At 58.6% G+C, this 22,728-nt stretch carries 23 protein-coding genes and 1 tRNA gene; 7 read left to right on the top strand and 17 right to left on the bottom strand.

Annotated elements, in window-relative coordinates; all coding sequences use genetic code 11:
• The 8 genes from AC1XOS_RS05890 to AC1XOS_RS05855 form a co-directional block, all read right to left on the bottom strand.
• Positions 1–1,488: hypothetical protein (locus tag AC1XOS_RS05890; RefSeq protein ID WP_481961292.1), on the bottom strand; the 1,488-nt coding region annotated here is incomplete at its 3' end.
• Positions 1,489–1,509: 21 nt separating this feature from the next.
• A complete protein-coding gene (locus AC1XOS_RS05885; protein ID WP_481961291.1) occupies positions 1,510–2,025 on the bottom strand; it encodes a DNA-3-methyladenine glycosylase I in 516 nt (171 codons plus the stop codon).
• Positions 2,022–3,533, bottom strand: a complete 1,512-nt coding sequence (locus AC1XOS_RS05880; RefSeq protein ID WP_481961290.1) for a hypothetical protein — start codon at positions 3,531–3,533, stop codon at positions 2,022–2,024. Before AC1XOS_RS05880 ends, AC1XOS_RS05885 begins: the two co-directional genes overlap by 4 nt.
• Positions 3,534–3,567: 34 nt before the next feature.
• Positions 3,568–3,900, bottom strand: a complete 333-nt coding sequence (locus AC1XOS_RS05875) for a DUF2500 family protein (protein ID WP_481961289.1) — start codon at positions 3,898–3,900, stop codon at positions 3,568–3,570.
• Positions 3,901–3,951: 51 nt separating this feature from the next.
• Positions 3,952–5,067 (bottom strand): hypothetical protein, encoded by a 1,116-nt coding sequence (locus AC1XOS_RS05870; protein WP_481961288.1) that lies wholly within the window; start codon positions 5,065–5,067, stop codon positions 3,952–3,954.
• A gap of 66 nt (positions 5,068–5,133) precedes the next feature.
• Complete coding sequence (locus AC1XOS_RS05865; RefSeq protein WP_481961287.1) at positions 5,134–5,346, bottom strand: hypothetical protein; 213 nt, start codon at positions 5,344–5,346, stop codon at positions 5,134–5,136.
• 1 nt (position 5,347) lies between these two features.
• The gene (locus AC1XOS_RS05860) at positions 5,348–6,199 is read right to left on the bottom strand and encodes a prepilin-type N-terminal cleavage/methylation domain-containing protein (RefSeq protein WP_481961286.1); all 852 of its coding nucleotides are present in this window, start codon (positions 6,197–6,199) and stop codon (positions 5,348–5,350) included.
• 686 nt (positions 6,200–6,885) lie between these two features.
• A complete protein-coding gene (locus tag AC1XOS_RS05855) occupies positions 6,886–7,815 on the bottom strand; it encodes a DUF1559 family PulG-like putative transporter (protein WP_481961285.1) in 930 nt (309 codons plus the stop codon).
• A gap of 938 nt (positions 7,816–8,753) precedes the next feature.
• Between AC1XOS_RS05855 and AC1XOS_RS05850 the strand changes: the two genes are divergently transcribed.
• The 3 genes from AC1XOS_RS05850 (at position 8,754) to AC1XOS_RS05840 (ending at position 12,625) form a co-directional block, all read left to right on the top strand.
• Positions 8,754–9,200: an STAS domain-containing protein gene (locus tag AC1XOS_RS05850; protein ID WP_481961284.1), complete on the top strand. Its 447-nt coding sequence runs from the start codon at positions 8,754–8,756 to the stop codon at positions 9,198–9,200.
• 80 nt (positions 9,201–9,280) lie between these two features.
• Positions 9,281–11,275 (top strand): DUF1800 domain-containing protein, encoded by a 1,995-nt coding sequence (locus tag AC1XOS_RS05845; protein WP_481961283.1) that lies wholly within the window; start codon positions 9,281–9,283, stop codon positions 11,273–11,275.
• 54 nt (positions 11,276–11,329) lie between these two features.
• A complete protein-coding gene (locus AC1XOS_RS05840) occupies positions 11,330–12,625 on the top strand; it encodes a DUF1501 domain-containing protein (protein WP_481961282.1) in 1,296 nt (431 codons plus the stop codon).
• 242 nt (positions 12,626–12,867) lie between these two features.
• Here the strand turns inward: AC1XOS_RS05840 and AC1XOS_RS05835 are convergent.
• The 3 genes from AC1XOS_RS05835 to AC1XOS_RS05825 all read right to left on the bottom strand — a co-directional run bounded on the left by AC1XOS_RS05835 (position 12,868) and on the right by AC1XOS_RS05825 (position 14,418).
• A tRNA-Ser gene (locus AC1XOS_RS05835) sits at positions 12,868–12,954 on the bottom strand.
• A 10-nt stretch (positions 12,955–12,964) separates the two neighbouring features.
• Positions 12,965–13,750, bottom strand: coding sequence for a TrmH family RNA methyltransferase (locus AC1XOS_RS05830; RefSeq protein ID WP_481961281.1), 786 nt, complete (start codon positions 13,748–13,750; stop codon positions 12,965–12,967).
• Between the two features lie 17 nt (positions 13,751–13,767).
• A complete protein-coding gene (locus AC1XOS_RS05825; protein WP_481961280.1) occupies positions 13,768–14,418 on the bottom strand; it encodes a hypothetical protein in 651 nt (216 codons plus the stop codon).
• Between the two features lie 23 nt (positions 14,419–14,441).
• On the opposite strand from AC1XOS_RS05825, the gene AC1XOS_RS05820 reads away from it, so the two are divergent.
• Both AC1XOS_RS05820 and AC1XOS_RS05815 read left to right on the top strand, forming a co-directional pair.
• The gene (locus tag AC1XOS_RS05820) at positions 14,442–15,107 is read left to right on the top strand and encodes an alpha/beta hydrolase (RefSeq protein WP_481961279.1); all 666 of its coding nucleotides are present in this window, start codon (positions 14,442–14,444) and stop codon (positions 15,105–15,107) included.
• Positions 15,100–15,879, top strand: a complete 780-nt coding sequence (locus AC1XOS_RS05815; protein ID WP_481961278.1) for an SDR family NAD(P)-dependent oxidoreductase — start codon at positions 15,100–15,102, stop codon at positions 15,877–15,879. The genes AC1XOS_RS05820 and AC1XOS_RS05815 overlap by 8 nt, the downstream gene beginning before the upstream one ends.
• Positions 15,880–16,008: 129 nt before the next feature.
• Here the strand turns inward: AC1XOS_RS05815 and pth are convergent, their stop codons facing one another.
• From pth to AC1XOS_RS05795, 4 genes are all read right to left on the bottom strand, one after another.
• A complete protein-coding gene (pth, locus tag AC1XOS_RS05810) occupies positions 16,009–16,587 on the bottom strand; it encodes an aminoacyl-tRNA hydrolase (protein ID WP_481961277.1) in 579 nt (192 codons plus the stop codon).
• A gap of 174 nt (positions 16,588–16,761) precedes the next feature.
• Positions 16,762–17,742: a ribose-phosphate diphosphokinase gene (locus AC1XOS_RS05805; RefSeq protein WP_481961276.1), complete on the bottom strand. Its 981-nt coding sequence runs from the start codon at positions 17,740–17,742 to the stop codon at positions 16,762–16,764.
• Complete coding sequence (gene glmU, locus AC1XOS_RS05800; protein ID WP_481961275.1) at positions 17,735–19,087, bottom strand: bifunctional UDP-N-acetylglucosamine diphosphorylase/glucosamine-1-phosphate N-acetyltransferase GlmU; 1,353 nt, start codon at positions 19,085–19,087, stop codon at positions 17,735–17,737. The genes AC1XOS_RS05805 and glmU overlap by 8 nt, the downstream gene beginning before the upstream one ends.
• Before the next feature lie 73 nt (positions 19,088–19,160).
• Positions 19,161–19,760, bottom strand: coding sequence for a hypothetical protein (locus tag AC1XOS_RS05795; RefSeq protein ID WP_481961274.1), 600 nt, complete (start codon positions 19,758–19,760; stop codon positions 19,161–19,163).
• A 178-nt stretch (positions 19,761–19,938) separates the two neighbouring features.
• On the opposite strand from AC1XOS_RS05795, the gene AC1XOS_RS05790 reads away from it, so the two are divergent.
• Positions 19,939–20,799: a LysR family transcriptional regulator gene (locus AC1XOS_RS05790; protein ID WP_481961273.1), complete on the top strand. Its 861-nt coding sequence runs from the start codon at positions 19,939–19,941 to the stop codon at positions 20,797–20,799.
• On the opposite strand, the gene AC1XOS_RS05785 is transcribed toward AC1XOS_RS05790, so the two are convergent.
• Both AC1XOS_RS05785 and AC1XOS_RS05780 read right to left on the bottom strand, forming a co-directional pair.
• Complete coding sequence (locus tag AC1XOS_RS05785) at positions 20,783–20,920, bottom strand: hypothetical protein (RefSeq protein ID WP_481961272.1); 138 nt, start codon at positions 20,918–20,920, stop codon at positions 20,783–20,785. The two genes, AC1XOS_RS05790 and AC1XOS_RS05785, sit on opposite strands and share 17 nt — an antisense overlap.
• Positions 20,921–20,944: 24 nt before the next feature.
• Positions 20,945–21,658, bottom strand: a complete 714-nt coding sequence (locus tag AC1XOS_RS05780) for a DUF1559 family PulG-like putative transporter (protein WP_481961271.1) — start codon at positions 21,656–21,658, stop codon at positions 20,945–20,947.
• Positions 21,659–21,738: 80 nt separating this feature from the next.
• On the opposite strand from AC1XOS_RS05780, the gene AC1XOS_RS05775 reads away from it, so the two are divergent.
• A partial coding sequence (locus tag AC1XOS_RS05775) for a DUF4352 domain-containing protein (protein ID WP_481961270.1) occupies positions 21,739–22,728 on the top strand: 990 nt, incomplete at its 3' end.

Here is a 22,728-nt window from a genome sequence, read left to right as displayed (position 1 = left end):
GGGGGCCGGGGGGAGGAGGAGGGGGGAGCCTGAAGCGGTATTCTCTCCCTCCTCTAATCCTGCCTCCGCAGGGTTGGGAGGAGGGCCGGGGAGGAGGGCAAGCGGCAAGCAAATCCATGCCCGCAGGGTCGTGTTGGCTTCGTAGTAGCGGTAGGTCGTGAAGCCCTCAACTTCTGCTCCGAAGTGCTTCTCAATGGCGAGCTCCAGCGCAGCGGCGGCAGTGCTGTACTGCTCTGCCAGCTCCGTGTGACCCAGCTCAAGGGCGAGATCGGCGGCACGTTTGTAGCCATCGTAGGCGAGGCACGATGTCGAGAGATTTGCCTCGCCGGTGGGAAAACGCCCCTCCAGCTCATCGGTGTCGGAGAGGACAATGCCGCGCTCGTCGGTCTTGCGGTGGCAGAACTCCAGGCACCAGACAATCAGCGGCCAGAGCTTTTCGGCGATTTTTTTATCGCCTTGTGCCAGCGCGTAGCGGCTCGCCCCCGACGCGATCATGGCGGCATCACCCCGGTCGCCGCAGTTGCGCCAGATCACATCTCCCTCAACCTCAAACGACGAGGGCAAGGGGCGAAAGCGTGAGGTAAGCTCGGTGGCGAACTTTTCGTAGCAGTTGACGCTGGCCTCGTGGCTGAGAGAGTCGCCCAGATAGCCAAAGAGAGGATTGGCGTACTCCGCTTGGTCATTGGCCCAGACGCCGCCGTAGTAGCGCCCACCACCCGGCGAGTGCACCAGCCCCATCTTGGTGTGAAAGAGGCTCTCCGCGGCGCGCCACTTGGCAAACTCAAACGCCCGGTTGAGCACGGGATCGGGGGTCGTCAGCACCAGTTTCTCGCTCAGAGCCTTCCAGCGCCGCTCGCGAAAAATGGCTTCGTCGGGGACATTGAGGGCTTTCTGAGTCGCGTTTTTCTTGTGCGCGACAAAGGCCAAGGTGATATTGCCAAACTCACCGGGACGCACCAGAAGCGATGGCCCCTCGACAATCTTAGTACTCACCAGCACATCGCCATCGTAGCAGGCCACGGTCTCGGTGTCCTCTTCGGTGACACACTCCAGCCCAACCGGGGCATCGCTGAAGTTGATCACGCTCCAGCGCTCTAAAAGTGCAGGCTCGTCTTCGCAGGGGAAGAGATGGCGCTGGACGATAATCCCATCGAGCGGGCCGTGGGTGATGGTCAGCCGTCCCTCCCAGAGTCGCACCTCGCGGACGGGGCCCGGGACGAGCGGGATGCCCTCAATGCGAATCGGGGGGATGACCTCATTGCCCCAGGTGCGCCGCAGGTAGCCCCGTACATCATCGCGCTTGAGCCGAAGGGTGGGCCAGATGACTTCCCGGCTCAAGATCAAGCGGCGCTTGTCATCCACTCCGTAGCGGATAATCGCACTCACCCGCCGCCCACTCAGCTCCACATGATCGTCGTGGGGAAGCCCCTCGCTCCCCGAGATCTCCCACGCAATCCCCGACTCCGCCAACGTCCAACGCTCTTGCATGAGGGTATTTTACCGCCTGAGTCAGGCAAGTGAGGGGTTTATCGCGCAGTCGGGGGCGTGGGCACCGGGCAGATAGCCGCAGCTCATGAGAAACTCCCCGACAATCTCGCCGCCGGTGAAGGTGAACGTCTTCTTGAAGAGCGCTACCCAAGCGGCTTTTTCTTGCGGGTGATGCGCATCCAGCCAGGCCTTGAAGCTCCCGTGCGTGGCCTGAAGCTCTAAGATCTTCTGGGCATTGTTGATCGCAGCCCGTACTTTGAGGCGATTGCGGATAATCCCCGGGTCAGCGAGCAGGCGAGCGATCTCCGTGTCGCCGTAGGCGGCGACTTTGGCGATCTCAAAGTTCTCGTAAGCGGCACGGAAGCCCTCTTGCTTCTTGAGGATCGTCTCCCAGCTCAGCCCTGCCTGATTGATCTCTAGCACTAGCCGCTCAAAGAGGGCATCGTCGCTCTCGACCGGGAAGCCGTAGACAGAGTCGTGGTAGTGGACATGAACCGGATGGGCCTTACCAGAGCGCACGAACTCGCAGTAGGTCATGAGGCTTTTTTGTCGGGCACCGTAATAGCGGGAGGACGTTTTTTGTCCGGCGTGGGCTCGGTAGGTTTCTTCTCTGGCTCAGGCTCCGGCGTTGGCTTGGGCAGGGGCGCAACGAGCGTGAGCTTGGTGACGGCCAGCCGACCATCGCCGTCAAGCAGGCCAAGAGCGCGGGCGGATTTTTCTTTCAGCGCGGCTTTGAAGGCTTCTGCGGTAAGCGTCGCGCCTTTCTCGTCGAGATAGGCTGTTGCTGTCGTGGTGGTCAGGGCGACGGGTTTCTCGGTGGGAGCAAAGCCATCCCAGTCTGTGGGAGCGGTGACGGAGAGTGCGCCGGATTTCTCATCGGCGGTGAGGGTTCCGGTCACCGTGGCCTCACGCGCGCTCTTGCCCAGAAGCCAGCCGCGTCGCACGGAGAGTGATCCGGTGGCGGGCTCGTAGGTGCCTTCGACACGCACCATCGTGGACTTGTCTTTGAGCGCGGTCAGAAACTCATCCGAGGCAAGCAGTAGCCCACCACGGCTCCGAAAAATGGCTTTCTCCGCAAGAGTTGCGGTGACCGCGAGGCGTGTTGGCAGAATGCCGGTCGCATGGCTCAGGGTTAGAGTAAAGGTTCCCAGCTTCGGATCAAGATCAGCAGTCGTGCCTTCCAGCGCGGCGGCTTCGGGGCGGCCCAGTGTCAGGCGACTGACCGTCAGGGTCTTGCCATCTACAGAGAGTGTCCCATCGGCAAGTGCCGCAGTGCCATCGGTGGGCTTAGGTTTTGGTGTGCCATCGGCGTTGGCAAGCTGTGCACCGCTCAGCTCCAGCGTCAGTCGTCCTCCGCCAGGCAGCACAAGCAGACCGCCGCGCAGGGTACCCGACACAGACAGGCTGGGAGATTTCTTTGGAGCATCGCCTGGGACCAGCTCTAGCCCCGCTTTATTGTCGCGCGGGACGAACTTGGTTAGATCTACGGCGAGGGGCAACGTCCCTCCCTCAAAAGGCTTGGCGAGGGTTAGAGTCACGACGGCTCGCCCCTCCGCATCTTTGGGAAGGGCGGGCACGAGGCTGATGGTCTCGACATCGTTTTGCTCAGGCTTGGTTGCCTGCACCGATGGTGCCAGGGTGACCCGGATTCGGGTCATGCTAGCGAGGCTCGCGGCTGCCACGCCTGCGCCCGGAAGTGCGCCCGGCTGCGTGAGATCTAGAACCTGACCTTCCCCACTAGAAAACAGCGTGACGGGTTTATCTTTCTCACCCGCGCCCACGCCCTCGACTTTATAGACCGTCGCCCAGACATGGCCCCAGGTAGGAGTCACGGCATCGGTGCCGGTGACGAAGAGGCCAATGGGCGTAAAAGGAGCCGCGCTCGCCCCTGCTGGCTCGGCGGTGGGATCAATGCTTGCCGCTGTGCCACGTGTCGCCAGACCGCCTGGCGGATTCGCACTATCCATGGCCGTGCCTGAGCCGCCGCAACCGGTAAGCGCGAACAACAACGAGATCGGCAAAGAAGCCACGAGTGTACGTTTCATAACACTAGTATTGACCGTCACCCCCAAAATTCCTTCAGTTAATTTTCGTGCTCAGCTGCGTGAAGCTCCGAAACTGAGAGCCTTGTGTGAGAAGCTGCCCCGTCTGCCCAGCATAAACCTGCTTGTACTGCACCTCCGTCACCACAAAGTGGCGGCGACCGCCCTCAGGGAGAGAGAAGGTCACGACGTAGCGCTCATCAGGCTCCCATCCACTTCCCTGCTCGTGAACCAGGACTTTCTGTACCACGGTGGCAGCTTCCATCTGCTCTTGTTGCTGCAGATTTGTCCACCAGCTCCCTAGGCCCTGTACACCCCAAAGTACCACGATACTCCCAAGGCCACTCAATACCCAAAGCTCACCGGACATACCCTGATAGTGCCGCAAGCAACCGTGCCCTGCCTCCCCCAAATGGCGGATTCAGACAGCAATTCCCTGGCGCACTTTCAGGAAAAACGGCTCCGGCCCGAGCGTCTCCGCCTGAACCACAACCTCACAGCCCTCCAGTGGGCCACCCACGATCCGACAGAGTGGACAGCCCGAGGCGAGCGCGGCAACCCACTCTAGCGCCTCAATGCCAAGCTCTGGGGCAAGCGCCACCGACGATGAAAGCACGAGCCGTCGCTGTGGGTTTTTCTGATGGAGTGCAATAATCGTCTGAGCCAGCTCTGGCCCCAGTGCCGGGTCTTCGGCAAAGAGCGAGACACTGTGCCCTACGGAGAGCGCTCCCTGCGCCACCTTGACCCCCCGAGGGGCATCACGAAAAGTATGGCAGAAGAAACCATTCGTACGTGCCCAGTCTTGCTGCACCACGGACTCGGGCAGGGCTGAGGCATGGGCAACCAGAAGCTGGCCCAGTGGCTCCGGGCGAGTCAGCATCACGACCTCAGGGAGGAGCTGAGCCGTTTCCCAGGCCGCCAGTAGTGCCGTTTGAACCCCTTCGGAGCCCACAACAAGGCGCGGCTTTTGCTCCCATAAGATCTCGCCCACCAGCGCTTCGTGCGCCGTGGTGAGAGAATCAAAAAAGATCACAGATGGCTCAGGATCACCCTGGATCTCTTTGAGGCGTGTCCGAACCGCCTCGCGTCCCGCCTCTAAGTACAAACAGCTCATGTCGTAGAGTGAGAAGTACTCTGTCTGCTGATGGAGTAGCACAGCAAGATCCGTTTCCTGGCGCGCAATCGCCCACGGTGACTCGGGGTAGAGCTGGCGGTGTAGCCCCCGAAACGCAACAAAATACCCCTCACGCGGCGTGGCAAAGATAAGAGGAATCGCCTGTGCGCCCAGCACCCGAGCCCCGAGCGCCAGCACCGCCCCTAGACTCTCCGGCGTTGCCAAGGCATGGTGAACGGGGACACGCAAGGGCAGCAACGCCGCCGGACTCTCGGACAATAAACCCAGCACTTCTAAATCCGCAGGAAGGCTCGTCGGTGAGGAAAGATAGAGCTGAGTCTTTACCCCTGCCTGTGCAAGGCGCTCCAGCCCAGAAAGTAGCTCGGTTAGTGATGCCCCATAAAACGCCAGCCGTAAACTCATGCTCTATTGTAACAAAAACGGCGCAGAGCCGAAGCTCTGCGCCGCATTAACTTGCTCGGACAGCGACTAACGCTTGCCCTTCAGTCCCATTCCACCACCCGGAGGAGGCATGCCACTGTCAGGTGGTGCAAGCCCCTTAGCCGCTTTGGCCTCGGGAGAGTTGTTATCACCAGCCCCTTTCGGGGGCGGGGGTGGTGCCTCGTCGGCGCTGTTGCTGCAGCCAAAAAGTGGCAACACCAGAAGCGCGATAAGAAGCGCGATAGAGAGTGATTTTTTCATTCTAGAAGCGGTACTCCCAGTACGTGAAGATTCGTGCATTGGCGGCGGGGCTAAAGTCACAGCGCTCCAGATTGTTGCGATCCATGGATTTTACGTGCCCATCGACGAAGGCAACATTGGCGCGACCCGACTCCACTGCCGCGCGGCTTCCGCCACGACCCTTGGTGTTGGAGTGCAGGTACCAGGTCCAGCCCTGTCCTCCGAGACCAACACAGCCACCCGCTTCGTTCTCCGGCCAGACACCGGTGTTACCCACTGCCTGTGAAATCGCGACACCCGTGTTGTCCCAGACAGAGTCGGCCACGAGCATGGTGGTCTCCGCAGGGCGAGCGATCGCTGCCGTAGATCCACGGGCTCCCCACTCGACAAGCAGAATATTCACGGCGATCTTGGAGAAGGAGCTGGCGTAGTAACCGGCGTCGTCCATGGCTTGGACGTAGGGGGCACCTGCAACGGAACCATCAGGAATCGCGATCTTCCAGTTGGTCTTGCCGGCTTCAGGGCAGACGGTGAAGTCCCAGTTTTTCAGGTAGGGCTGAACAACTCCCAAGAACATGTGGTTGCCCCAGGTCTGGATATTGCCCGGGGTGCCCCAGTCCGGTGTATGACCAGCGGTGCGGTCGTTGTCCAGCTGCGGTAGCATTTCATCGTAGTCCTGGACGTACATCAGCACACCAAGAGCGGCTTGCTTGACGTTGCTCACACAGGTGATGGAGCGGGCCTTGGCACGAGCCTGTGCAAAGACAGGGAAGAGAATGGCGGCGAGAATCGCGATGATCGCGATGACGACTAAGAGTTCGATAAGTGTAAATGCCTGGCGTGTTTTACCTAGGCTTAATTTTCGATAAGACATGACTACCCTCTCGGAGTATATTTTTTTCACAAACAACTTTGCTGGAAAAGAAAAAGTAGTAGGACGCACGACGACACCCGAAAACTGTTTCTCTTTCGAACCAGCGTAAACGCATGTGTCTCCCGTGATAAATAACAAACATGAAGTGCGGCTTTTGACTAAAGGTTTTTAAGCTTTAATGTTGCCCACCTCTTAGAGATGCGACAGTCTAACGTGATATTGAAAATTTGTCAAGTAGTCTCTTTAAAAACGGATTCATGACCTATAATTCGCGATATAAAATCCTTATTTTATATCCTATGCGGCATTAAGAGCCTCGCGATGCATCAACTCAGGACAACTTGCAGCCGTCCTAACACAACAAAACGCCAGCCATAAACTCATGCTCTATTGTCGCAAAAGCGGCGCAGAGCCGGAGCTCTGCGCCGCTTAAGAACCGGACAAGCAATGTCCTTACTTACGTCCCTTACCGGGAGGTCCAGGCATCGCAACTTGCCCAGGAGTCACTGCCCCGGGGGCAGGCTCATTCGGATTACCCGTATTAGGTTTATTCATCTCACTCTTAGACTGCACTTCCTCAGGCTTTGGGGGCTCATTGGAAGGACAACCCGCCATTAGCACTCCTAAAGCAACGAGGCAAACCACACACATAAGACGCTTCATTGTCACTTTTCTCCTATTTAACTCTACAGACGATCCCAAAGATACTCATTTGTGATCCCATTTGCCGCAGTAGGATCCGTGAGAGTTTTGGTACGGACATTACATCCCTTAGCCAAATCCCCAATACGAGTTGCTTTAACATGTCCATCAACATAAGCAACTGTCACACTCTGTTGGTGAAACGGATGTGTACCACCAAATTGCAACCAATCGGTAGCGGTATCAATCCGCCAGCCACCAAACCAGTAAGCCGTTCCTGAATTTTGAAAACAAGGTGCTTCAATAAACCAGTTACCCCCACCTGCTGGAGCGGTGCCTGCTTTATCCCAGATCGAATCAGCAAGCATAATGGTAGCTGCCGGCTGTCCAACAGCGGCATTTGTCTGCGGGCTGAAGAGATTTCCTCCAGCAGGACCAACAGCCGTGGTGAAAGGCGTCAGGTGCATGTAGTTGAAGCCGAGCCCGGAGTGAAGTGCATAGTTAAACTCTCTAGTTAAAGGATTGGTTGCACCTTCAGAGACCACAGCCTCAGTAGCGGTTCCATTAGAGGGACAGCGGTGAATCTGCCAGTTCTTGATATAGGGAAAGACCATCTGCCCCCATGCCCAGTTCGGTTGTGGTGTCCAGACACCGTACTCAGCAGTCATTACGGGAAATGCTTCATCGTAGTCTTGCATGTACATCATGATCCCAAGCGCACCTTGCTTGAAGTTGGAGATACAGGAGGCCTGACGAGCTTTCTCGCGAGCCTGTGCAAAGACAGGGAAGAGAATGGCGGCGAGAATCGCGATGATCGCGATGACGACTAAGAGTTCGATAAGTGTAAATGCCTGGCGTGTTTTACCTAGGCTGAATTTTCGATAAGACATGACTACCCTCTCAGAGTATATTTTTTCCACAAACAACTTTGCTGGAAAAGAAAAAAGCAATTTCGGATGCACGAAGACACCCAAAAAAGTTTTCTTTCAAATCAGACAGAAACATATGTGTCTCCTGTGATGAATCACAAACATGAAATGCGGCTTTTGACTAAAGATTATTAAACTTTAATTTTTCCCATCTCTTAACTGCAACTTACAGTGTAACGGTATATTGAAAATTTGTCAATATTATTCCAATAAAGAGATACCATATCTAAAAATCGTGATTTACAATATTGTATTAGGCTCAGAAGAGGCATTAAAAACCTTATGATATATCAAGTTAGGATAAATTGAAACCGTCCTAGCCGAACGTCAATCTCGCTTCGGAGGGCTTTGGGATTGCTAAGCGACTCCCCTGTCGCGTTCAAACGGAGCGCTGACAAGCTCTTCGGCAACCTGACGTGCCTGACCTTCTAGGGGTAGCTGGACCGGAAGAGGAATCGGGAACCTTTTTTGGTATCAGTGTCGAATCGTTGCATTTTTTTCGTTTCTGTCTTTTCCTCTTACATGTTTGCTTTTTGCTTGATAACATCGTGAAGAGTTTTCGTCTTAAGGGTTCGTCACCTTAGGATCAGGAACTACCTTCAGCTTTTGACAGACACACCCCAGAGGGGGCAAGGCACTCACTGGAAATCTGGTTCGATCCACCAAACTACCAAGCTTGGTCAGCACCGTACGGTTTAACATAAATCGGGTTGAAGTTTAGACGAGGTTGAACACGGGGCAATGTAACTTGCCCTAAAGGTGATCGGCTTGAGCCAAGAGATCTGTTAAAGCTTTATCCTCGTAATCATACGAGTTTTTCTATGAGATTTTCAGCCCGTAATTCGCCAAGCTGTTAGTTTTTCTGTACGGTGTGATGGTCATATCACATCTACCCTGTCGTGGATGCTGTATTATCCTGATGAAGGCACGGTATTTTTTGCACGATTTGACGTTAAGGCATTAATGTTGCAGTAGTGCACAGCATGAACGACTGTGTATTTCACGATGCGGAGACGGGGCAATCTCGACCTGTCTTTTCTGTTCCTCGACGAGGGCGGCCTACCGCCCAGGTTCCTGCGCATCTCCTCGCGGTAAGCCAGAGCTGGCAGACCGATAGAAGCCTATCACTCACTGCAACAGGACGGCTGGATCTCAATACCATTCTCTCATTTCGGGATACTATCTTTAGTGCTTTGGGCGAGCGCCCCCTGCACCTAACACTGGATCTCAGGCCACTTGATTTTGTGGAACCTGCGGGCGTCGCCACTCTCGTCACCTTTGCCCGCGTCGCTCAAATGGTAGGAGTCGCCTGGAACATCGAGCCCTCCCCCGATCTCAAAGTGACACTGGAAGAGACGGGGCTAACTCGCCTGATGAATGCACCGCCTCCGACCAGTGTCGAACTCGCGCAACGGCTTATGATTCCCTAGCCGCTGTGTCACCGTTTTCTCTAGTATCCTACTCTCCATTCCTACTCTAAGCCACCTGGCGCTGTCAGGTGGCATTTTTTTTGCTGAACTTCCCACCCAAGGCTCTCGTCCTAAACGCCATGAAAGTCTTCTACTCACTCTTAGCACTAATGCTAGGAACGACGATCCCATCACGGAGTGCCGATAAACCTCTTACGGAAGAGCAACGCATCGTCCACACGCTCAACCGCTTGGGGTTTGGGCCGCGCCCCGGCGATATTCAGCAGGTCAAGAAGCTTGGGCTCAAGGCGTATATCAACCAGCAGCTTCACCCCGAGCAGCTTAAAGACGAAGCCGTGGCGCGAAAGACGGCAGGCTATGAGGCCCTTAAGCTGACCGGCTCTGACCTTGCGGAGATGGAGCGTAATGTTCAAAGGAACAACGCCCGCCTCTTGCAGCTACAGAGCCAGCTCTCCCAGCGAGGCGCAACGGGAGCATCACAAGCCATCCAAAATGGAGTCACCGCCGCACAAACCGGCACACCACCGCCCCAACAGCAGCAAGCCCAAGGATTTCTTGAGGTCATGCGCAATGCCACTCCGGACGAGCGTAAGCAGCTTCAAGAAGGGCAGCTGGCGCGGCAAAAAGTCAATGAGGCAGGCTCGCAGCTGGTGATGAACAAGCTGGTGCGCGCTGTGGAGAGCGAGAAGCAGCTTCAGGAAGTCTTAGTGGATTTCTGGAGCAATCACTTCAATATTGACGCCACCAAAGTTCGGGCCGCTAAGGTCATTGACGAAGAGCAGGCGATCCGGCCCCATGTGCTGGGCAAGTTCAAAGAGCTCCTCTCCGCCTCCGCACACTCCGCCGCGATGATGCTCTATCTTGACAACGCACAGTCCGTCGCCGCACAGCCCGAGCGCATGTCCGACAGCCGTCGCCCACAGTTTAGTTTTGCTCAGGTTCGCCAGGGCGCCGAGCGTGGCCTTGCACCTGCCATGCAGATGATGGCGCGGGTGCGGGAGATCGCCAAGAACCAAAATATCACCGAAGAGCAAGCCTACGAGCGCCTCTCGGGCCAGGGAATGCCCAACCGACCCGCGCTGGCGCAACGCCAGAAACAGGGCCTGAACGAGAACTACGCCCGGGAAGTCATGGAGCTTCACACGCTGGGCGTGGACGGCGGCTACACGCAACGCGATGTCACCGAGCTGGCACGCTGCCTCACCGGCTGGGGCGTGCGCGGCGGACGCTATGGCGGCGAGTTTGAGTTCCACGCAAACCTCCACGATAGAAACGAGAAAGAAGTGCTGGGCATAAAATTCCCCGCAGGCGGCGGGCAAGAAGAAGGCGAGAAGATGCTCGAAGTCCTTGCCAGCCACCCGGCGACCATCAAGAATATCTCCACCAAGCTGTGCCGCCGGTTTGTCTCAGACAATCCCCCTGCGAGCCTGGTAGACAAGTGCGTGGCGACTTGGAAGCGCACCGACGGCGACATCCGCGAGATTCTCACCACGATCACCAGCAGCACAGAGTTCTTCAGCGCGGCGGCGTATAAATCCAAAGTCAAATCTCCCTTTGAGTTTGTTGTCTCCGCCGCACGCGCCTTAGGAGCCACGGTGGAGACCGCGCCGCCTGCTGCGTCGGGCCCATTTGGTGGGGGTATGGCAGGCATGCGGCAGGGAGCGGGGATCAATATCTTTGCGCCCAATGGCGGTGGCCAGACCAATCAGCGGCTCCTCGCAGGTCAGATTGGCCTTCTGGGACAGCCGCTCTTTAACTACGCTTTCCCCACAGGCTACCCAGAAGACTCCAGCAAGTGGGTTTCCAGCGGGGCGCTTATCGGCCGCATCAACTACGCGCTCGCACTGGTCAATGGCCGCATCAGCGACGCGGATCTGAGTGGCGCGATGCCGTTCTCCGAGACGCCCAGCAAGCCTACTCCCATCATGATCGAGCTTCTCGGTGAGCAGCTCACGGGCGGCTCACTCTCGGCGGCAACGATAAAAACGCTGCAAAAACAAACCGAAGGCGATGAGTTCTCAGCCAAGCGCCTCGCCGCACTGATCCTGGGCTCCCCCGAGTTCCAGCGGAGATGACCCTCCTCCCCTAGCCCCTCCTCCCAATCCTGGGAGGAGGGGGAAAGGCATATTATGAACGTATCACGACGATTGTTTCTGAAAAATGGCGGGGTGGCTCTAGCCTCCGTCGGGCTGGCTCCGATGCTAGGGCCATCGTTTTTGCAGCGGGCGGCGCTGGCGCAGGGCACAGGCAAGAAAAAGAAGACGCTTGTCTGTGTGTTTATGCGAGGCGCTGCCGACGGTCTCTCGGTCGTGGTGCCCCACGGCGAGGCGGAGCTCTATCGCGCCCGGCCCAATATCGCCATTCCGCGCAACCAAGTCGTGGACTTAGATGGCTTCTTTGGCCTGCATCCGTCGCTGGAGCCACTTGCCAAGATCTACAAAGACGGCCACTTAGCCGCCGTCCATGCCTGCGGCTCGCCCAGCAGCACGCGCTCACACTTCGATGCGATGGACTACATGGAGAGCGGCACACCTGGCAGTAAGTCCGTCCACGACGGCTGGCTGGCTCGCGCCGCAATGCTCTGCCCCGAGGATCGCGCCAACGTAAAAGCCGGAAAATCCCCGTTTAAGGCCGTCGCGCTGGGAGGCGGCCTGCCCACGGCTCTGAAAGGCGATGCCGGAGCGCTCGCCATTCCCGATCTGCGCACCTTTGGAATCAACGACCCGTCGGCCAGCCGCTTCGCCCTCGCCAGTGGCTCTAGTGTCGCAGGCGGCTTCGAGGCGCTCTACGACCAGGCGGTCGGCGATGTCTTGCACGGCACGGGCAAGGAGAGCTTCGAGGCGATCAAGATGCTCAAAGGAATCAATCCGGCGCGCTACACCCCCGCGAACAACGCCAGCTATCCCAACGGCAAGCTCGGGGAGTCGCTCAAGCAGATCGCGCAGCTGATCAAGGCCGATGTGGGGGTCGAAGTCGCTTTCGCCGATATCGGCGGCTGGGACACGCACGCCAACCAGATCCAAAACGGCGCTCCGACGCAGGGCAACCTCGCCAACAAGCTCCGTGAGGTCGGGCAGGCGCTTGCCGCGCTCTACACCGATCTGGGCGACAAAATGGACGATGTGGTGGTGCTGACCATGAGTGAGTTCGGGCGAACCGTCAAGCAAAATGGCACCGGCGGCACCGATCACGGCCACGCGACCTGCTTCTTTGCACTCGGCGGGGCAATCAAAGGCGGCAAGGTCTACGGCGACTGGCCCGGCCTCGCTCCCGAGAAGCTCTACGAAAACCGCGATCTAGCACTGACAACCGACTTCCGCGCCGTCTTTGGAGAAGTCGCCATGAAGCACCTTGGGGTGAGTAGCCTAGAAAAACTCTTCCCCGGCTACGACGGCGGCGTCAAATCTTTCCGTGGGCTAATCTAGCCATAGGGCCCGCCGATTGAAATCGGCGTGTAAAAGCCTCGTGCCTCGGCTGAGAAATCGCTCCGCGATTGGGGAAGTATTTCCTCAATTGCGGGGCGCTTTTTACGTTGGGTAGGCGTGGTTCGGTTGCTGAGTAGCCCAGGCAAGAAGCTCAAGTGGCTCAGGTCGAAGAATTGGTTTCAGTCGCGGAGCGACTTTTTGGCTGGAAGCCCACAGACGCCGATTTCAATCGGCGGAAAAGGCGGAGAGGACAGGATTCGAACCCGCACACCCGTTCAGGGGTGAGACCGCTTTCAAGGCGGTGGCGATACCATTCCGCTCACCTCTCCGCGCCGGATATTATTTTACCATGCGAATCGCTTCGTACAAGAGCATTCCGGCGGCGACGGTGACATTGTAGGAGTCTGCGCCGGTGTTTGGAGCCATGGGAAGCCGCACGACGGCGCTACTGGCACTGGCGACGGCTTCCGAGATGCCTTCTTGCTCATTTCCCATCACGATCACGAGGGGGCGACGCGTCAGATCGGCCTCAGCGGCGGTCTTAGTGGCGGCTCCCGATGAGGCAATCACGGTGGCTCCTTGCGCACGCAGCGTGGTTAAAACCGCAGCGAGGTCAGAGGCAAGGGCGATGGGCAGGCGCAGGATACTCCCCGTGGTCGAGCGCACGGCTTGGCGTGAGAAAGGCTCGGCGCTTCCTGCGGAGAGCAGGAGCCCGGAGCAGCCCAGCGCATCGGCGGTGCGGATCAGGACGCCGACATTGCGCGGGTCTTGAATGCGCTCGCCGCAGAGAATCAGGGCGTTTTCAGAAAGCAGCTCGGTGGGCTTGACGAGGCGCTGCTGGACGATGGCAATCGCGCTGACGGCGGTTTCGTAGCCTGTGCCGGTGAGCTTTTGCAGGAGTCCGCTTGTCAGGACGTAGAGTGGGATCCCACGCGCCACGCAGAGCGGCTCTAGCTCGGCCACATCGCCTGGGAGGCAGTAGGCAGCGCTGACCGCTGTCTCTGGGGCGACGAGTGCTTGTCGTACCAGGTGGATGTCCTCCACGAGATACTGCCCCGTCTCACGGCGGCCCACAGGCTTGAGGAGGCGCTCGGCGGCCTCGTAGGCAGGGTGCTTACTGTTCATCTCCGCTGCTTATCCTCTCATCGCCGCTGCTCGTCCTCTTTGTTCCAGCGAAACAGACTCGGGGGAAGCGGGCCACCCAGCTGAACCTCGGTAAACTCCTCACGGAGAAGCTCTTGGATCGTCCCGCCGTGATCGCCCACACGCACCAGACAGATCGGCGCGTAGTTTTTCGCATCCAGTGTCAAGGTGTCCATGCTCGTCCCTTGGGTCTGTGTCACCACAAAAAGCTCCCGGTCTCTCTCTTTTCGGCGCTTGGCTGTGCGCGTGGTGTCTTTGCCGGGAAGCCAGAAGGGCACGGGAGCGAGAAACTGATCCACCGAGTAAGAGGCTTCGTCTAAGGGGTGGAGAATCCCCGACATCACCGTATCCTGAAACGCATGCCTTTGGGTGTGGGCAGGCCGGAGGGGGACGCCCTGGTTGCGCTGCCAGATCACGCGGCCATCGCAGACACGCAGGCAACAAAACTCGGCTTTGTCCACGCGCACTTCAATGCGCGCGAGGTGAGGGCGACGGAGCATTACCTGAAGCGTCCCCCGTAGCCCTGGCTCGCCTTGGTGGCTTAGCACGAGCTGTGAGCGGTACTGCAGTGTCAGCGCGCCACGCCAGCGCTCTCCTAAGGTCTTGAGAACTTGCTCCGCATTCGCTGGTTTTTCCTCGGTCTCTTGCACGAATTTTACGATACCATATAGGCATGTCGTTTTCGCTCATCCATCGGGTGCGACAAGCCGAAGGAGCACGTCCCCCGCTTCTCGTTCTGCTTCACGGGGTTGGCTCCCATGAAGAGGATCTCTTTGGGCTCTCTCCCTGGCTCGACCCGCGCTACACGGTTGTCTCCGTCCGTGCGCCGCTTCGTCACGGCGGCGGCTGGGGCTGGTACCCCATCACCTTCCACGAAGACGGCCTTGAGTTCGAGGAAGATATCGCCTTTGAGAGTGCGGAGACCCTGGAGATATTTATCCAGGAGTGTCACCGGCACTACGGCACCGATCCCAACCAGACCGTCTTGATGGGGTTTTCCCAAGGGGCGGCGATGGCCCTCCTGCTACTTCTCACCCGTCCCGAGTGCCTCCACGCAGCGGTCTTGATGAGCGGTCGGCTGATCCCCGAGGCCGCGACGCAGGCAGCCCACTACATGCAGCTTGTCGGCAAGCCTGTCTTCGTCACCCACGGCCTCTACGATAGTGTCCTCCCCATTGACCAGGGCCGGGCCATTCAGGCCGAGCTCAAGCGCTACCCGGTGCTGATGACCTACAAAGAGTACCCCATGGGCCACGAAGTCTCCCCGCAGAGCATCGCCGATATCCAGACCTTCCTGACGAGCCTCCTCGACGTGGACTATAATGGTGGGCATGAGTAAGACGGTTCTGGATTTGTTTCGCCTCGACGGTCGTCGGGCGCTGGTGACGGGCGGGGGCAAGGGGCTGGGGCGTGTGATGGCGCAGGCGCTGGCCGAGGCGGGGGCGGATGTGGCGGTGGTGAGCCGGACGCAGGCAGATGTGGACAGCGCTGCCGCCGAGATTTCGGAGGCAACCGGGCGGCACATTGTCCCGTTTGCTGCCGATGTGACCAGCGCTTCGGAAGTGGCCGCGATGGCCAGGGCAATTGAGCTTGGGCTGGGCGGGCCCGTGGACATTCTGGTCAACAATGCCGGGGTCAATATTCGCGGCGGGATCGCGGATCTCACCGAGGCCGAGTTCGATGCGGTCATTAACGTCAATCTGAAAGCGCCGTTCTTAGTCTCCAAGCAGTTTGCGCCAGGAATGGCCGAGCGCGGCTGGGGGCGGGTGATCAACCTGGGCTCGATTCTCTCGGTGATCGGGGTGGCGGGGCGGATTCCCTACGCGTCGTCCAAAGCCGCGATCTTAGGCATGACGCGCGTCTTGGCGCTGGAGTACGCGACCAAGGGCGTCACGGTCAACGCGATCTGCCCCGGCCCGTTTGCCACGGACATGAACAAGCCTCTTTTGGAGAACCCCGAAGCCTACGCCGCATTTGTGGCCAAGATCCCCATGGGCCGCTGGGGCGAGCTCCATGAGATCACCGGAAGCGCTGTCTTTTTAGCCTCCGATGCCGCCAGCTTTGTCACGGGAACGACACTCTTTGTAGACGGCGGCTGGACGGCGCAGTAGTCAGGGCCTGAAAGTCCCCGCCTGAGCCGCCTTCGGCGAAGCGGCCCGCGACCGCGTAGAATCGGCTTCTCTGCGGGCTCGGCCCGCTTCGCGCTTGCGCGGCCTGAGACGGGGACTTTTAGGCCCCGATCAAACCGTTACCACCAAACCATTGAAACGATTGGCCGCCGCAAGCGTGCCCTCACCCAGCCAGAGCTCGGCGGCTCCCATGGCGGCGATGAGCACTTCGTCCATGAGCTTGCGGTCGGCAGGGCCAAACTTGGAGAGTACCCAGCTGACCTGCTCGCTACCCGAAGCAGGCGGTGCCCCGACGCCGATGCGCAGGCGTGGGAAGTCCTCACCTTCTAGTTTGGCAATAAGATCCTTGAGGCCGTTCTGTCCGCCCGCAGAGCCGCTGGAGCGCAGGCGCATCCGGCCCGGCGGTAGGTTGATGTCGTCGCAGATCACTAAGATAGCGCCGCGCTCGATGTTTTCTTTGGCGGCAATTGCACTCACGGCATCGCCTGAGAGGTTCATGTAGGTCTGCGGCTTGACCAGCATCACGGCCTGCCCAGCGATCGTGCCGCGCCCGGTGACGGCTTTATCGCGCCGGTTGGTGAGCGCAATCCCGTGGGCTTTGGCGAGCGCGTCAACTAGCTCAAAGCCAATGTTATGCCGCGTTTTTGCGTAGGTGGTTCCAGGATTCCCCAGCCCGACAATTAGTTTCATGCTTGCTCTATCGCCTGTGGATAACCTGTGGATAAGTGCCAAGTTATCCACAGGCTCCCTCAACTACTTGCCATTTCCGCGTAGCAGAGCAATGGTAATTCCAGCCACCAACATCAGCATCAGCACCCCAAAATAAATCAGGCTGTTACGAATCTCTTTTTTCATGTGCCTATGCTACCACTGCTTCTCGAAGAGCTCGCTGATGGAGTCGTCACAGTGGATGCGGCGGATAGCGTCGGCTAAAAGCTCGGCGACGGAGAGAACGGTGAACTTGGCGGCGGCGGGGTGGTCGTAGTAGCGGAAAGGGACAGTGTCGGTGAGGACGACACGCTCGATGGGGCTGGCGCTGATGCGATCTATGGCGGGCTCGGACAGAACGCCATGGGTGCAGCAGGCGGTGACTGATGCGGCACCACGGGCGATGAGGGCTTGTGCGCCTCCAACAATTGAGCCGCCGGTGTCAATCATGTCGTCAATGATAATGCAGTTCTTGCCAAAAACATCCCCGATGATCTCAGTGATCTCAACTTTATTGGGTGAGGGGCGACGCTTGGAGATAATGGCAAGGGGTGCTTGGAGGGTCTCGGCGAGCGTGCGGGCGCGGGTGACGCCGCCCTCATCGGGAGAGACAACACAAGTATCGCCATTGACCAGCCCGATCTCTTTAAAGTGCGCCCCTAGAATCGGCCCCGCGTAGAGATGATCCACGGGGAGGCGAAAGAAGCCCTGGATCTGCTTGGCATGCAAGTCTACACAGACCACACGGTTCGCCCCCGACTCCGAGATGAGATCCGCGACAAGGCGTGCGGTGACGGGCTCGCGAGGCTTGATTTTCTTGTCCTGGCGGGCGTAGCCGTAGTAGGGAAGCACCACCGTGATACGCTGCGCCGAGGCACGCCGAAACGCATCTAGCAAGATCAGCAGCTCCATCATGTTGTCATTGACGGGCATACAGGTCGGCTGGATCAGAAAGACATCCATCCCCCGTGCAGACTCGTCCACCTGAACACGGATCTCGCCGTCGGCAAAGCGGGTGAGGAGCATCTTGCCCATCGGAACCCCAAGCTCCTGGGAGATGGAGGTCGCCAGAGCCGGGTTACCACTGCCCGCAAAGATACGCAGGTTCTTGCCGATAGGAAGCGCTTTTCTAGCCATTTTCTCGCTCTTTTCGCCTTCGCTCGCGGCGGATCGTCTCCGCCCCTTCTAGGTTGCTCTGCTGTTCCCGCGCAATGGCAATTGCCTCCGCGGGGACATCTTTGGTGATCACGGAGCCTGCCGCAGTCAGTGCCCCATCGCCGATGGTGACGGGGGCGACGAGTGTGGAGTTGCTACCAATAAAGGCATCTGCGCCGATAATTGTCTTGCTCTTGGTGAAGCCGTCATAGTTGCAGATGATCGTCCCGGCCCCAATATTCGTCCCCGCTCCGATCTCCGTGTCGCCCAGGTAGGCCAGGTGCGACGCCGAGACATTCGTGGCGAGCTTGCCGTTTTTGACTTCGACAAAGTTACCAATCTTGCACTTATCACCAAGAACTGCCTTGCCACGAAGCTGTGCAAAAGGCCCGACTTTACAGCCATTGCCCACGGTGGAGTCCGTAATCACGGTGTAGGGGCCGATGATGCAGTCCTCCCCAATCGTCGTTGCGCCGCGCAGGTGGGTTCCCGGATGGAGCACCGTGTCCTGCCCGACCGTCACGCCCACCTCGACATAGGTCGTCGCCGGGTCTAGGACCGTCACACCTGAGAGCATCAGCTCGCGCAAGAGCTGCTTTCTGAGGATCTCGTTGAGCTCGGCTAGCTCGACACGGGTGTTGATCCCGAGGGTCACGTTGTTGTCTTTGGCGACCACGGCGCGCACGGGCTCTCCGGCGGCGCGGGTCATTCCGATCACATCGGTTAAGTACAGCTCCCCTTGGGCGTTGTTGGGCGTCAGGTTCTTCAGCCGCGCAAAGAGCGACTTGCTGTCAAAGACATAGACCGCCGCGTTCATCTCACGGATTGCCTTTTGCTCCGGCGTCGCGTCTTTCGCCTCGACAATTGCCTCCACAGAGCCATCGGTAGCCCGCACAATCCGCCCGTAGCTTCCCGCGTCGTCTAAGATCGCAGAAAGAAGTGTCGCACCGCCCGTGTGGGCCGTCAGGAGCTCACTGAGAACATCGGCGGAGAGCAGTGGAGCATCGCCGGGGACGACCAAGACCGGTCCATCGTGGTCGGCGAGGGCCTCTTCAGCTTGCTGAGTGGCGTGGCCTGTGCCCTTGGGGTTGTGCTGCCAAACAAACTCAATGTTCTGCCCAGCGTAGGCGGCCTCGACACGCGCTTTTACCATCTCACCTTCGTGGCCAATCACGACAATGCGGCGCTCGGCCCCAGCGGCAGCAAGCGCCTCTAAAATATGAAAAAGAACCGGTTTTCCACAGACGGCATGAAGCACCTTGGAGAGCTTGGAGCGCATCCGTGTAGACTTGCCCGCTGCTAGAACGATTGCTGCTGTTGTGCCCAAAAAAAAACTACCCCCTGACCGTGCCGATTATAGCATGTGAGGGGTCGTACTGTCTATTGAAACGTCGTCTACATCAGTACTGGAGTGTCCGTGGCAGCAGGTTCCCCATCTTGTTGATCGCCTCGGGGCAAAGAATCTCGGAGTGATCTTTAGCGATCCCATGGAATGCGACACAGGCGACTTCAAGAGCAAATAGTGCCGCTTGGGCAGCGCGAAAGGCTCCTGGTGAGAGCACAGCAAGAAGACGCTTCCGGGTCTCTTGCACCTGCGCCTCCGCCTGCTCGTTGGCTACTTGGGCTTCCATAAACCCTGCCCAGCCGGGCTCGCGCATGCTGTGGATACACTTGTGGCCCAGAAGAGTCACCGCACCGACAGCCTTGCCCAGCTCCATCCGGATAAAGTTATTGTGCTCGGTGATAGACAGAAGGGGAAACTCAATATGGCGGCGGAGCTGGCCGACCGGACGGAGCTGCTGGTACGCGCGGAAGATCCGGTTGAGGCGTGCGGTCTGATAGTGGCTCAGCGATGGGTCGAGTAAGATGCTGCGAAAGCGCCCCTCAAACAGCTCCATGTCGGCCAGAAAGTGCACAAAGGTCGAGGAATCCCCCACACTACCCTGCGTGACACGGCAGTTGGTAAGCTCCGCAGTGGCGACGGAGGCCATCAGGATCACTTCCTGCTCAATTTTATCTATACCCGGATGGGTACTCTCTGCCCCCTTGTGCCATGTTGGGGAAGAAGAATGCGTCTTCAGGGGACGGTTTGATTCAAAGTCGGGATGCCAGGTAATTCTCATGAGAGAGAGCTTAAGCAGATTCCGTGCCAAATATTGCACAATAGACTAAATCGTTATGGAGCTTTTTCAACTTCGTTACTTTGTGGCTGCAGCCCGGCAGCTCAACTTCACACAGGCGGCGGCCCAGTGCCATATCGCGCAGCCCTCACTCTCGGCGCAGATCGCAGCGCTGGAGAAGGAGCTGGGGACGAGTCTCTTTCACCGCCGGGGTCGAAGCGTCCAGCTCACAGATGCTGGTGAGGCGCTTCTGGGCTATGCCGGGCGGCTGATCGCGCTGGAGGAAGAGGCGCGGCTGGGCGTGCGGCGCGTCGTGGGGCTGGAGGCGGGGAAGCTAAGCCTCTGGACGCTTCCGACACCAAGCCAGCACTTACTCCCTCCCCTCCTTGCTCGCTTTCGTGCGGCACATCCCGGCATTAGCATCTCCGTACACGAGGCCGTCCCTGCGCGTGCCATCGCTGAGGCTGTACTGGCAGGCCGTGCGGATCTGGGCGTGGTGCACCTGCCGTGCGCCCTCGACGGCCTAGAGCAGAGGAGTTTATTAACCGAGGAGCTTGCCTTGATCGTCCCCGAGGCACATGCCTTAGCAGTTACCACGCCCACGCTGGCCTCGCTCTCGGGCGAGAGCTGGGTCTGGGTTCCGGAGGGGCAGTCGCCGGAGCACCCGATCTTTGCGGCGTGTCTGGCGGCGGGATTTACCCCGCGCATTGCCTGCGTCTCCGGCTCAGCAGGCGGAATGCAAGCCCTCGTGGCTGCCGGACTCGGAATCGCCTTGCTTCCCCGCCTCGCGCTGAGCCCACCGCCCGGCACCGTGATTGTCGAGCTCGCCGAGCCCCGCCCCACCCGGACACTTGCGCTCGTCTGGCGCTCCGGCGAGGCACTCTCGCACGCTGCCACCGCCTTTATGGCGCTTCTGTAGGCTCCCGATAGCGCTGCTCGCGGATTTCATTGAGAAATGTCCTCGCCGCACTGAACACGCGCAACCAGAGCGCCGTTGGCCCGCTCCAGCCGAGCCAGCGCAGGGAAAGACGAGAAGACATCTATTCTCTGAAGACATCTACCCTCTAAGGGACGGCGGTAAAATCGACGGCACTCAGGCTCTCGGGCTTGCGCCACTTGGCGCTGCCATCGTAGCGGAGGGTCGTGAAGCCGCCGCTGTGCCGAGTGGGGTAGTGGGTGTGGGCCGTGTCTGCGCGCACGGGGAAGATTCCCCAGACAGGCCCCGTATTGCCCGTGCGTGTGTCGGCACAGCCGGGCGTGCGAGCATGATCCCAGACAAACATCGCGCTCGGATTCGTTACTTCCGCATCGGGCTTTCCCATCGGCCCGGCGGTGATATAGCTCATGGCGTAGCCCACTTGGCCTTGCGGGTAGCTGGGGCACTTGAAGATCGCCATATTTTTGGCGTAGGGCTGGAGCATCCCCGCTTTGGTTGCCGTGTTATATTGAACGCTCGCGGGGCTCGGCGGCTCGGGCGAGATGGCATTGTCGTAGGGAGCCCACCAGGTCTCGTTGGAGCCGGTCGAGACGGTCGGGCTGGCTGTGGAGCAGAGCGCATCGCCGACACGATCAGGGCATAATCGATGGCGTGGGTTGACCTGGTCGTAGTCCTGGCGGTACATCACAATCGCGAGGCCAAGCTGCTTGGCATTCGAGAGGCAGGAGCTCTGGCGGGCCTTCTCTCGCGCTTGCCCAAAGACCGGGAAGAGAATCGCTGCCAGAATCGCGATAATGGCGATCACCACCAGTAGCTCAATAAGCGTGAAGGCGCGAGACATTGCGTCTTTATACCTAATAGTTGGATCATCTGATCTGATAATTGACGATTAAAACACGATCAAGGTATAGTAGACCCACTATGAAAGTACTCCGAAAAAAATATCTTGTCTCTTTCACTGCTACTCTCGGAATGCTTGTTGCCTGCACTTCGGTGAGTGTCGCACAAGTCAAACCCAAGCCCGCGAAATCGAGGCAAGGTAGCCTAGCACCTACCAAGGGAACCGCACAGCTTCCCGGCGATAATGGCAAGCTGGGCATCACCTATCAGCTTGGAGAGAAAGACCGCGAGCTACACTTCACCCTGGAGTCGGCGCAGGTGGCTCCTTTCTATAAAACTCCCGAGGCTACTGTGGTTGCGGGAAAAGATCAGCGGCTTCTCTTACTCACCTTCACGGTTCAGAACCCGCAAAAGACGACGGACATGACGGTAAACTCCAGCGCGTTCAAGTTTACGGCAGTCTCGCCAGATGACAAGAACTTCCTGGCAAGTGGGCCGCTCTACCAGCCAGAAAATGGCAAGTCCTACCAGACAGCACTAAAGCCCGCACAGAAAGTCCGCCTACAAGTCGTTCTCCCAATCTATGCGATGGGGCCGATTCGCAAAATAATCGTCCAGCGTGGCTCAGGAGCCGTCCTGCGCTACGATCTCAGCGAGCAGATTGGCAAGATGAAGACCACCTTCAGCCCGGATGGCCTAGAGCTTCTAAGCGAGGTGAAAGTCGAGTTTGGAAAACCCTTCGATGTCAGTGGCCTTGAAGCAGAGGTTCAAGCGGTCACGATTCATGAGAAGTCCGTAGGAAGATACCAACCCTACCAAGACTTTCGCATCTTCACGGTTCAGCTCAAGCTCACGAATCTCCTTGCGCGCCCCCAGCAGCTGAACTGGAACACTCTCAAGCCGACTCTAACTGATGAAGAAGGTCAGAAGCTAGATTGGCAGACCGACTATCTCTCCCTAGGCGCCAAGATCTCTCTCAACCAGGAAGTCGCTCCCGGCGAGTCTATGCGTGGCCTTCTCATCTTTAAGGCCCTGAAAATTCAAAAGCCTATCAAGCTACGGCTAGTGGAA

The organism is Armatimonas sp. (assembly GCF_964826245.1).
This window is presented reverse-complemented; position numbering and strand designations above follow the sequence as displayed.